Source organism: Pseudoalteromonas sp. SG41-5, assembly GCF_014164495.1.
Lineage (GTDB): Bacteria > Pseudomonadota > Gammaproteobacteria > Enterobacterales > Alteromonadaceae > Pseudoalteromonas > Pseudoalteromonas rhizosphaerae.
Genome location: NZ_JACJFH010000001.1, coordinates 75469 through 87440, shown reverse-complemented (window position 1 = coordinate 87440; position 11972 = coordinate 75469). Strand labels below are relative to the sequence as shown.

At 39.4% G+C, this 11972-nt stretch carries 7 protein-coding genes; 3 read left to right on the top strand and 4 right to left on the bottom strand.

Translation table 11 applies throughout. The features are described 5' to 3' along the window. Positions 1-46: 46 nt before the first annotated feature. Entirely contained in the window at positions 47-1465 is a 1419-nt protein-coding gene (locus H5232_RS00410; protein WP_182830441.1) for a sigma-54-dependent Fis family transcriptional regulator, read from the bottom strand. 389 nt (positions 1466-1854) lie between these two features. Here H5232_RS00410 and H5232_RS00405 point away from each other — a divergent pair, with 389 nt between their 5' ends. Both H5232_RS00405 and H5232_RS00400 read left to right on the top strand, forming a co-directional pair. Further along, positions 1855-2793: an ABC transporter ATP-binding protein gene (locus tag H5232_RS00405; RefSeq protein WP_149981041.1), complete on the top strand. Its 939-nt coding sequence runs from the start codon at positions 1855-1857 to the stop codon at positions 2791-2793. Then, positions 2790-3989: an ABC transporter permease gene (locus H5232_RS00400; protein WP_182761307.1), complete on the top strand. Its 1200-nt coding sequence runs from the start codon at positions 2790-2792 to the stop codon at positions 3987-3989. The genes H5232_RS00405 and H5232_RS00400 overlap by 4 nt, the downstream gene beginning before the upstream one ends. A gap of 38 nt (positions 3990-4027) precedes the next feature. On the opposite strand, the gene H5232_RS00395 is transcribed toward H5232_RS00400, so the two are convergent. Then, on the bottom strand, positions 4028-4576 hold the full coding sequence (locus H5232_RS00395; RefSeq protein WP_145233766.1) for a TIGR00645 family protein: 549 nt from the start codon (positions 4574-4576) through the stop codon (positions 4028-4030). Positions 4577-4803: 227 nt separating this feature from the next. Here H5232_RS00395 and H5232_RS00390 point away from each other — a divergent pair, with 227 nt between their 5' ends. Beyond that, the gene (locus tag H5232_RS00390) at positions 4804-5046 is read left to right on the top strand and encodes a hypothetical protein (RefSeq protein WP_149981038.1); all 243 of its coding nucleotides are present in this window, start codon (positions 4804-4806) and stop codon (positions 5044-5046) included. A 99-nt stretch (positions 5047-5145) separates the two neighbouring features. On the opposite strand, the gene topA is transcribed toward H5232_RS00390, so the two are convergent. Both topA and H5232_RS00380 read right to left on the bottom strand, forming a co-directional pair. Next, a complete protein-coding gene (gene topA / locus H5232_RS00385) occupies positions 5146-7866 on the bottom strand; it encodes a type I DNA topoisomerase (RefSeq protein ID WP_182830440.1) in 2721 nt (906 codons plus the stop codon). 250 nt (positions 7867-8116) lie between these two features. After that, positions 8117-11791, bottom strand: coding sequence for an Ig-like domain-containing protein (locus H5232_RS00380; protein ID WP_182767452.1), 3675 nt, complete (start codon positions 11789-11791; stop codon positions 8117-8119). Positions 11792-11972 lie beyond the last annotated feature (181 nt).

Genomic DNA, 11972 nt, shown 5'->3' with positions numbered 1-11972 from the left:
TTAATAAACTCGCTAAAATCGCGACATTTAGCGAGTATCGTGATATTTAACGATTTTTACGGATCATCAACTTGCGCATTTTTGATCGTAACGTACTCTCCGGCATGCCTAATTTAACTGCCGCGCCTTGACTGCCAGAAATTTGCCAATTTGATAGTTCTAATACTGCGATGATATGCTGTCTCTGCGCTTCGTCAAGGCTCAGATCCGTGTTTAGGTTAGCGCTAGCATTGGCATCAAGTGGTTGCGATAACTGCAATACAGACTGCTTTGATAAAATAGCCTCTCGCTCTAGTACATTCTGTAATTCACGAATATTACCCGGCCAATCATAAGCTTGTAGCTGTGTTATGGCTTTTTCACTGAGTCCTTTGAGCTGTTTACCAAGACGTTTATTTAATTGCGCAATTAAATTACTACACAAATATGGAATATCTTCTTTACGCGCTTTCAGTGGTGGAACTGTGATTGGAAATACATTTAGTCGATAATATAAATCTATTCTAAAGCATCCTGACTGCACCATGGCCCATAGGTCACGATTAGTCGCAGCAATTACACGAATATTAACTTTACGTGTTTGGCTACTGCCAACACGTTCAAATTCATGCTCTTGCAATACCCGTAACAACTTACTTTGCGCTTCAAGAGCAAGCTCTCCAATTTCGTCTAAAAAAATGGTGCCATTATTAGCCAACTCAAAACGTCCTTTACGATGCTCCTTAGCCCCCGTAAAAGCCCCCTTTTCATGGCCAAATAACTCAGATTCAAGTAAGCTTGGCGTAAATGCGGCGCAATTAACCTTAATAAAGGATTGCCCACTGCGCCCACTTAAGCGATGTAAGTTACGAGCGACTAATTCTTTTCCTGTGCCGTTTTCACCTAAAATCAATACCGTGCTATCGGTCGGGCTAACAAGTTTTATTTGCTCAAGCATGGTTTGAAATACGTGGCTTTTGCCTACCAAACCAGACTCTTGCCAATCTTCATTAAGTTCTGCTATCAAATAGCTATTTTGCTCTTTTAATTGCTCACTTAAGTGATTCACTTGCGCTAAAGCATCACGCAGTGCGTGCTCTGTCTGGTGTTGTTTTGATACATCGCGAAATATCGCGACAGCGCCGATCAACTGATTATTTTTATAAACGGGTGTAGATGTATATTCTACCGCGAAACAGCTGCCGTCTTTACGCCAAAATACCTCATCTTTAACATGGCGATGCTTGCCGTCAAACATAGTGCAATAAATCTGGCATTCATCTGCTGGATATGGCCGTCCGTCAGCGTGACTATGATGATGGTACTGATGAATTTTTTTACCCAGCAACTCATCTGCATGCCATCCAGTCATGCGTTCAGCAGCGGGATTTACAAATACCCCATTACCACTTAAATCAAAGCCATATATTCCCTCACCAACGGCGTTGAGTAATAAAGTTGGATCGTCTAAAAACTGTTTTATCATTGCTTACACCAATCTCGTGAAATATCGCGTTCATTATGCCTATAATGGCGAAGATTTGCACCCTAAGTGACTAACTCATACAGCTCATTAAAGCGAAACTATCCGTCGTTTTGCTTCATCATGAACCGCATCTAAAGTAACTGTAAGACTACAGCGCTCATCGTTAAGTATTTGAAAAATAAATTAATAAATACCTAACTATCATCAAGACAAAGTTAATCAGCTTGTGATTGTACTGCATTAGCTTTGCAAATATGTATTAACTGCAGTGTCTGCACACTTCTTATTTAATTATTGCATAATCTTTGCTTACAATTTCATCTCTGGTAGTAGTTACATTCTTGGTTGTAACCGATTAAACTCAAAAAAAACAATATTGTAGGGATCACATGTCGTTAATTATTAACAACCTTGAAAAACACTATAAAACGGTTACTGCGGTTAATAAGCTGTCATTTGATGTGCAACCAGGAGAGATTTTTGCTTTACTTGGCCCCAATGGTGCGGGGAAATCATCATTAGTAAAAATGATCGTTGGTTTTTCCTCTCCAGATAGTGGCTCTATTCAACTCAATGATGCAGGACAAGCGTATTCATCTATTCCGGCACATTTACTGGGCTATCTACCAGAAGACCGAGGCCTCTATCCTGAAAAAACAATAAAACAAAATCTACAATTTTTTGCAGCATTACACGGCGTAAAAGATAGCGAATTTACGCAGCGCTGTGACTATTGGTTAGCTAAATTTAATTTAACCGCACGCTTGAATGACCCCTTAAAATCACTTTCTAAAGGGAACCAACAAAAAATCCAATTGATCACTGCAATTTTACATAAGCCCAAATGGGTAATTTTAGATGAGCCATTTTCTGGCTTAGATCCTATTAATCAGGAATTAGTTGTTGAATTTTTAGCGCAATTAAAACAGCAAGGCATGACCGTTATTTTAAGTGCACATCAAATGGCGATGGTAGAAAAACTTGCTGATCGGGTATTGCTATTAAATCAAGGTGAAAGTGTTTTATACGGCAAACTCAGTAATATACTTCAAAGCGCGCAAAATAATAGTATTCAAGTCGTATTCAACGATCCAATTAATCAAACTTACTTTGAGCAACTATGTGAACATTATTGTGTTGAGCAAATAAAAGCACAGCAACTAACTATCACCCTAAAGCAACACCAATCACTTAACCAGTTACTTCCTCAGTTAATCAGCATCGGGGAAATATGTGAACTCAAAAATAAAGCTCAGTCACTGCATGCAATTTATTTACACGCAGTAGCTGAGCATAACGCTAAACTGGATCAAGGAACGACGCTATGAATAAATCATCGCTTACACAGCAACAGCTCTGGATTGTTGCAAAATGGGAGTTCTTGCATTTTTTTAAATTAAAACAAGAAATTATTTCGAAGTTGATCATGCTCGCTATTGCTGGAGTTATTTATTTTTTTGCCACTGCAAACAGTCAACTTGAACAAGGTTATCATTTAGCAAGCAACCTCGAGTTTAGCGTCAAAACAGAGCCTACATCGACACAATTTAAGTTTACCAAACATGATGATTTAACTGCCATCATTGCAAATTTAGCTGAGGATACTGGCTATGATGGCGTACTTAAGTTTGACCAAGCGACTCACTCATATACGTTAATAACGGCTGTAAAATCAGCATGGCAAACAACATTGCAATCGCTCCTTAGAGCGCAATTGCAACAAGCTCAATTTGATAGCTTAGGCTTAAGCGAGCAACAACGACTAGGATTGACGAAAAATATTTCAATTGAACATAGGGTACTTGACGAGCTTTTGAAAAATCAAGCTGATCGTAGTCAAACATACACAGCATTTGGGGTACTGATATTATTATTTGTTGCGATGTTTGGGATCTTTAGCCAACTCTTTGTCAGTATTACCGGTGAAAAGCAAAACCGCGTAACGGAGCAATTGCTAGCCACCATGACACCACAAACATGGATAGATGGTAAGCTACTTGGGCAAATATTACTTGCAGTAAAAACCATGATTGGCACCTTGCTATCGATTATTTTATCGATGCTATTTTTTACCGTTATCATTAAACAACAAGCCCTCAATTTAGACTTTATTAATTGGTCATTACTGCCTTGGTTGTTAGCCTATGCGATTGTAGGTCTTGGCATCTGCGCTGCATTTATGGCTGCGATCGCAGCGGGTATTGATGATCCTAATCACAGTAGTAAAAGTGCCTTAATGATGCTGCCATTGGCACCTATCGTGATTGCATTTTTTGTTATCGATGCACCAAACAGTGTTTTAACAATCGTGCTTAGTTACTTGCCGATCACGGCATTTGCGGTTATGCCGGTGCGCATGTCATTAGTTGAAATACCAATTTGGCAAGCACTCTTATCCCTGCTTCTCAGTATTGGCTGTTTTTATTACTTACGTATATTTGCCGCTCGTATTTTTAAAATGGGTATGAATATGTACGCAAAAGAACCGAGTTTAAAGGCTATGTGGTTGAGTATCTTTAAATAACAAAACATATAGGCAGATAGCGTTGCGTTATCTGCTATTTAATGATTGTGAGTTTTGCTATTTATAAAATCAGTGAGAGCAAATAGCACACCTGATATCACAAAAGTAACATGAATTATTACTTTCCACATCAATTCATCACTTGAGTGACTAGTAGAGCTTATAAACACCTTTAACAGTTCGACTGCAGAAATGGCAACAATTGCGCTGATCAATTTCATTTTAAGACCAGAAAAACCTACTTTACCCATCCATGCAGGGCGATCTTCATGATTACCAATATTTAATTTAGAAACAAAATTTTCATAGCCACTAAAAATAATTATTAATAATAATCCTGCCAGTAATGCGGTATCAACCAAGGTCAAAATACCCACCAGTAGTTGCTCATTAGTAGCGCTAAATGTATTTATCGCCATTTGATACAGGTATTTAAAAAACTTCAAAAGTAACAGTACAATTGCAACGAGTAAGCCTATAAAAAAGGGAGCTAGTAGCCAGCGGGCTCGAAAAATAAAGCTTTCAACAAACTGTTCTAGTTTAGATGCAACACGAGGTGTGGTGTCAGGTAGTTGGCTTTGAGACATAATTATTCCTAAATTGATAGCTGGCGTAAGATAGCATTGATTAACATAAGTTTCTCATTATTTTACCGTCTCTTATTACATTATATTTGTCTTTACGATAAAAATATTTCGTTATCTTTTATTGTCATTTCGTTTAAGAATCACTTACCAACAGCATGTTGCTTGATTGGATCACTGTTGTTTTTGAATATAAAACAGCAGTCACTACATTTTTTAGGAATACACGAATGAAAAAAGCATTGCTAGCGCTTATCGTAGCGCCATTATTTGCAGTTTATGCAACTTTTGCTGTTGCTGACGATGCTGTTGAAGCTTCCGCCGAAACAATTAAAGAATACACTGAGATGTGTTTAAACTGGGCTAAAGACGACGACATCAGCAATGAAGAGCTTAAACCATACGTACTAAAGTGCGTAAATGATGAACTTGAATCAGAAGGCTATAAAAAAGTCACTGACGTAAAAATCTAACGTCAAAAATGCCTCTAAAGGCATAATTTTTGATCTAAAAAAACCGGAATTGACACAAGGGTGTGCATTCCGGTTTTTTTGTTTTCAGAGCTTAGTATTCTACTCAGCGTCCTTTTTTGTTTTTGCAGCGGCTTTTTTAGGTGCGGCTTTCTTGACTGTTGCCTTTTTAGCGGCTGGTTTTTTCTTAGGTGCGGCTTTCTTCTTTGCCTCTTCAACCCACTTTCCTGCATTGAAATGTGCAGTCCAGCCTGTTGCTTTACCGTCAACCTCAGTCATTACATATTGTTCTTTATTCTTACGGCTATAACGAACAATTGCTAAGTTACCATCAGGATCTTTTACTGGTGCATCAGCTAGATAATAAAACTTAGGTGAAATACGATCTCTAAAACGCTGTAACTCTTCCACTTTAGGGGCACGAGTTTCACGTGATTTAGGGAAGGTATTCGCTGCTAAGAAAATACCTGCAGCGCCGTCACGTAGCACAAAGTATGCATCAGATTTTTCACACTCTAACTCTGGTAACTGAACAGGGTCTTCTTTTGGTGGCGCTGCTTCGCCGTTACGCAGTAATTTACGGGTGTTTTTACACTCATCATTACTACAGCCAAAGTATTTACCAAAGCGCCCTGATTTAAGCTGCATATCTGATGAGCATTTATCACATTCAATGATAGGGCCATCATAGCCTTTAATTTTAAACGTGCCCTGCTCAACGACATAACCCTTACAAGCAGGGTTATTACCACAAACATGTAATTTACGAGTTTCATCTATCAGGTATGAATCCATTGCCGTTTCACAAATTGGGCAACGCTTCATTTGCATCAATGTTTCGGTTTCGACATCTTCAACGTCAGCGGCAACCGCTTCATCACCTGACACTAAGTTCATAGTGGTAGTACAACGTTCTTTTGGCGGTAAATTATAGCCTGTACAGCCTAAGAAAACGCCAGTAGAAGCTGTTCGAATACCCATTTTTCTGCCACATGTTGGACAGTCAATATCAGTTTCGACCATTTCATTTTTACGCATCCCACCTTCATCTTCTTCACCACTGGCTAAAGTCAGTTGTGTAGAAAAATCAGCGTAAAACTTGTCAAGTACCTGTGTCCAGACACGCTCACCTTCAGCGATATCATCTAACCGGCCTTCCATTTTTGCAGTAAAGTCAAAGTTCATCAGATCAGTAAAGTTCTCAACTAAACGATCGGTGACAATTTCACCCATTTTTTCTGCAAAGAAACGACGGTTTTCAACACGGACATATCCACGATCTTGTATCGTTGAAATAATTGATGCATAGGTAGATGGACGACCAATACCACGTTTTTCAAGTTCTTTTACTAAACTCGCTTCACTAAAGCGTGCTGGCGGCTTAGTAAAATGCTGTTTTGGATCAAGTTCAACAAGGCTTAATATCTCGCCTTCTTTAATAGCTGGTAGTGATTGATCTTCTTCGTTCTTTTTTCGAACTGCTGGTTGTACTTTAGTCCAACCATCAAAACGTAACACCCGTCCTTTGGCTCTTAATTGGAAATCGGCGGCAGTAACAGTTAATGTTGTTAAGTCATATTCAGCAGGGACCATTTGACACGCAACAAATTGACGCCAAATTAATTCATAAAGCTTTTTAGCATCCGGGTCTACGCCATCTAGGTGACCAGATAATACAGTAACACTTGAAGGACGGATCGCCTCATGCGCCTCTTGTGCATTGCCTTTTGAACTATAACTAATAGCTTCTTTTGGTAAATACTTATCACCAAACTGCTGCGAAACATACTCGCGACACATTGCAACTGCATCTTTCGACAAGTTGGTTGAGTCAGTTCGCATATAGGTGATATAACCTGCTTCATACAAACGTTGCGCTAACATCATGGTCTTTTTAACGCCATAGCCTAAACGCGTACTCGCAGCTTGTTGCATTGTTGAAGTAATTAGTGGCGCACTAGGACGACTTTTACTTGGCTTTTCCTCAACACTAACAACTTTATATTCAGCTTGCTCTAAAGATGCAGTAGCTGCCATAGCTTGCGCTTCATTGACTGGCTTAAAGGCTTTATCACCATGTTTGAACACCTCTAAACGAAGTGCCGACTCGGTATTTTTCACATCGGCATGAATATCCCAGAACTCTTCAGGAATAAACGCTTTAATTTCACGCTCGCGCTCAACTAACAAACGTACTGCGACAGACTGTACTCGTCCAGCGGATAAACCACGGGCAACTTTTTGCCACAATAATGGCGATACCATAAAGCCTACAACACGATCTAAAAAGCGACGAGTCTGCTGGGCATAGACCATGTCGGTATTTAGCTCACCAGGGGCCTCAAAGGCGGCCTGAATGGCATTTTTAGTTATCTCATTGAATACGACACGCTTATACTTTTCTGGCTCTCCACCGATAATTTCTTGCAGGTGCCAAGCAATCGCTTCTCCTTCCCTATCCAAATCCGTTGCGAGATAGATTTGGTCAGCGTTTTCAGCGAGCTTTTGTAATTCTTGAACAACTTTTTCTTTACCTGGTAATACTTCGTAATGTGGCTCCCAGCCTTTATCTGGATCAATCCCCATTCGAGCTACTAAATTTGTATAATCACGCTGTTTTTTGTACGCGGCCTTTTCTTCTGGTGCCATTTTACGTACTTCTGCAGGTGTTTTTACAGCAGCCGTTTTGGTTTTGCCTGAACCGGAGGTAGGAAGATCTCGTACATGTCCAATAGAGGACTTGACGATAAAATCGTTTCCTAAATATTTATTAATTGTTTTAGCCTTAGCAGGAGACTCTACAATTACTAGCGATTTGCCCATAGTTGCCTATTTCTAACCAAGTATTTTAAATGTGTTTTGCCCATTTACGGGCGCGAATATTTATAGGTATATCTACAAACACCAATTGTTACAAGCTTTTAATACAAACTTTTCTGCTTTTAATGAATAATTAAACAATTATTGTCGTTAATTTAGACAAAACGGTGTTTTAAGGTATTTGCAGTGGAATATATAGAATAGCAACAAAAATGCCAACCTTATGGTTGGCATTTTTTAAAACTAAACAATCTTAAGGTACTTTTGGATCATCTCTAACTGATACTGATAAAGATGAAACTAATCCTGATGGTGCTGTTGTTTTAATTTCTAAAAAGCCACTTGTGATATCATTGCGATTATCTGCAGGCTCACGACCAAGCGCAAATGATAAGCTAACCGGAACTCGACTCGTTGTATTCGGGAAGGCATAATTTTCTGGCTCGCCACTGAGTACACCATTATCTGTTAATATCGTTACTCCTGTACCTACAGGCAATGGATTATTAAATATATCAGCAATAAACACGGTCAAATTAATACTCTCTTGGCCGGTAGCTGACGTTAAATCCACTTCAGTTATTTGACACATTTTTTGGCTAGTTAAATCATTTTGTACCTTACGTACTAAGTTACTATTTATGTCACTATTAACATGTACTTCTGTAGCAGTTACGCCTTGTATATCAGTACATTCGTCGGCATATGTTACCAATCTAAAGTGAGCGTTATCACTCGACATTACGATCTCTTGATTTTGAAATACATTTATCATTTCTCGTGTACATATACCTGCTGCATCATCTTCTGGGCGACACAATAAGCCATTGTATAAACCATTTTGTTGAGTCCACTGGGCATTGCCATCAAAATCTATAAATTCCTCAAATTCATCCCCTGCAGAATTAGCCGCAGAGCACAGTTCAGCTGCGGTTTCACAATTTTTCCCACCAAATGTTCCATCTTCATTATTATCAATAAAGGCTTCTGGCTTATCAAAAAGATCATCAAAGAAGTCTTCTTCATCAAAATAACCATTGCCATTTAAATCAGAAAATGTTTCTTCACCTATAGCATAAGCGAGTACCGTTGCTCTCCCGCCTAAAGGTAAGTCAAACGCTGTATTATCATTATTTTTAATACCAAGCGGACATGGTAGTCCACTATCGCATTTATCTGCGATAGTATTTCCGTAAAAGCTGCGAGTAATTCCGCCCTCAACTATAAACTCAGCAAACGGCCGTGGGTTGCTACTACGCCACTTAACTGAACATCCCCCGTTAGATGTAGTACAACTGGGCTCAATAACCCCACCTTCGGTAATAAAACTAACCGCAGTTCCATCGGGCACTGGATTGTTAAAATGGTCAGCTAAGCGAACATTAACATCGACTTCAGTGCCATCAACATTTAAACCATGCACATTAAATTGCGAACGAGATAGTGAAAAACTATTTTGGTCAGCAATACCAGTGCTGACCACCAAAACATCAGATGGTGCTGTTACAATTACATTCTCACCATCAACGTTTTGCTCACTGGAAGCTATCACTTTGACTGGCGTTGGCACTACTCCTGACTGCACAACAGTTTGTACTACACCATCAGCATCAGTGAAACCTGATAACTGACCTAACTTCAATCCACCGACTTCCGTTGCTAACTTAAAGTTTACAGTTCGAGCTGGGAGTACATTGCCATTTTCGTCAATTAACCTAAAGCGAACAACAGAGGTTTCTTTTCTGTTTGCGCCGCCGGTACCTTTAAGCGCAATAACTGGTTCAGATACATCTAAAAACTCTAAAGAGCCAACATTTGCAGCAGAGACGTTCACTACCGTAGAAGCAGAAACAGTATTACCACCAGTAATAACTGTTGCTGTTATTAAGTCAGCGCCAACACAACCTTGTGCTCTATATGTTGAACGCGCAACACCACCGATACTAGTCACACTGGCATCTATAACAGCTAGGCCTGCATCAACACAACCTGATGTAAACTCAACAGATAATGGAGAAACGAAGGTTTCTCCATTTTTGCTCAGGTTTACTGAGATTAAAGCGGTTGAACCTGCTGATAAAACTTCTGATTCTGCCAAAGAACTATTGATACTAACATCAACATCTACTGCTGATATTTGAAATGCTTTTTTTATAGAGCTTTGAAGAACAGTAACTGTTATCTCGCCTGCACCTACATCCCTTCCAGGCACAAGGTCCAATAGTGCGATACCATTCTCATTTGATATAGCAGTACCAGTGCTTGGTGAAATAGCGCCAATAGTCGTCGTTGCAGTTACAAGAGTTTGTGCTAATGGCGTTGTTGATCCTTGCTTTGTTAATTCAATAAACACGATTGCTGCATCTTCGCCCGATATGCTCGTTGTTTCCTCGCATAAGTTAGGGTCTCGCGTCGTTCTAAAATCAGATTGGCAATTAATCAAAATTTTAAAAGCGATATCAGCATTATTTTGATTTGGGTCTATCGCATCCCCCCGAGTATAAAAGCCAATGGAAGACTCTACAGCTTCATATTGGGCTGTTATAAGCCCCGCCCCTTCAATAGTTCCTGTCGTGATATTGAGCGTAGCGACACCATCTTGATTTGTAAGTGCAGTGCCCGAGCTTGGCAGTAAACTACCAAGCGTCGAGGTAAAACTCACCACTCTATTGACTACGGGGTCACCATTTGAGTCTGTAACTCTTGCTTTGATAATACCGCTCTGCTGTGCATTAATTTCATTCGTGTCAGATAAGTTTACAGATGAAGTAAGGCTTAAATTGACATTAAAGTCTTCTGACACGCCTTGAACTGGAGCATCACCCGCAGCAGTATAAGTATAAGCATTCGAATTAATAACTTGCTGCGACTCAGAAAGATAACTAGCAGAAATGTTACCTGCTCCCGCTTCAGAACCTGTAAGTAAATCAAGTTTAGCAATACCTTCGCTGTTGGTCATAGCGGTACCATTTGAAGGGTTTAGAATACCAAAACCTGACACATTAAACTGTATTAGCTTAAAGGCCGCCGGCTGTTGATTTAATAGCAATTTAGCTTGAGCTACTGATGGTTCTGAAAAAGTAACGTTTCGTGTTGCGGTGTTATCTGATGAAAGTAAAGTAACAACCAAATCTGCTGAGGCACTTGCGTCTATGAGGGTCTCAAAGCTAAATGGTTGTGAAGTTATTGTTTCCCCATTATGAGTATACGTTGCTGTTGCTTCTCCAGCTCCGATGACATCACCAGCGGATAATTCAACCGTTGCTATACCAAGGTTGTTAGTTAAAGCCGTTCCAGAAGAAGGCGTTATTTCACCTATATTGTCAGCTAGATTAAAAGTGATTCTAACATTCGATAAAGGCTCTCCTTGTTGCTTTAATGTTGCTTGTAAATCCAGACTATTCAAAGTAGTAACTGTATTAGTAGGCTCTGCAGTTAATTGAGATAGTCCTTTCAAACTAAGTGTAAATGCACCTTGGTTACTTTCTCCTTGCCCACCCGTAGATGTAAAAGCAAAACTGCTATTAACATTGATGTCATTGCCGGTGTAAGTCGCCGTTATCTCACCAGCGCCTGCTTGTAGTCCAGCTGAAAGCTCAACAGTGGCTATCCCTTCGCTATTGGTAAGTGCAGAATTTAAATTTACAGCACCTATATTATCAGCCAAGGTAAAAGTGATTCTTTGCCCACTTGCCGGCTCATTATTTTTTAATAGAGTTATCTTTATATCTATCGGATCAGCTTCGGTTACTGCATTAATAGTTTCATCGCTTGCTTTTACGTAACCCTGAACAGATAAGGTATAAATGGGATCAGCAGTAGTACCATCATCAATTGTTCCACCGTCCTTTTCAAGTGTTCCACCGCCACCACACGCGGTGATAAAAAAACTCAACAGTATGACACTGAGCCATCGCATTAAAGGCATTGCCCTCTCCCTAGCGTTTGTAATTAATTATTTAAATATAAAATTTACCCAATATTAACCTATATCAAGCTTTAAAATCACAACTTTTATTACTTTTTTATGGTTTTTTTCAACAATATTTTTTTTCATATTTAGCGATTTTTTCTGTATAAAAATCTGCATGCTGGTAGGCTATGGCAAA

What these genes read in the sequence shown, in the direction of transcription:
- H5232_RS00405 (WP_149981041.1), top strand. Translation starts at nt 1,855, where the DNA reads ATGTCGTTAATTATTAACAACCTTGAAAAACACTATAAAACGGTTACT.
- topA (WP_182830440.1), bottom strand. Translation starts at nt 7,866, where the DNA reads ATGGGCAAATCGCTAGTAATTGTAGAGTCTCCTGCTAAGGCTAAAACA.
- H5232_RS00400 (WP_182761307.1), top strand. Translation starts at nt 2,790, where the DNA reads ATGAATAAATCATCGCTTACACAGCAACAGCTCTGGATTGTTGCAAAA.
- H5232_RS00395 (WP_145233766.1), bottom strand. Translation starts at nt 4,576, where the DNA reads ATGTCTCAAAGCCAACTACCTGACACCACACCTCGTGTTGCATCTAAA.
- H5232_RS00410 (WP_182830441.1), bottom strand. Translation starts at nt 1,465, where the DNA reads ATGATAAAACAGTTTTTAGACGATCCAACTTTATTACTCAACGCCGTT.
- H5232_RS00390 (WP_149981038.1), top strand. Translation starts at nt 4,804, where the DNA reads ATGAAAAAAGCATTGCTAGCGCTTATCGTAGCGCCATTATTTGCAGTT.
- H5232_RS00380 (WP_182767452.1), bottom strand. Translation starts at nt 11,791, where the DNA reads ATGCCTTTAATGCGATGGCTCAGTGTCATACTGTTGAGTTTTTTTATC.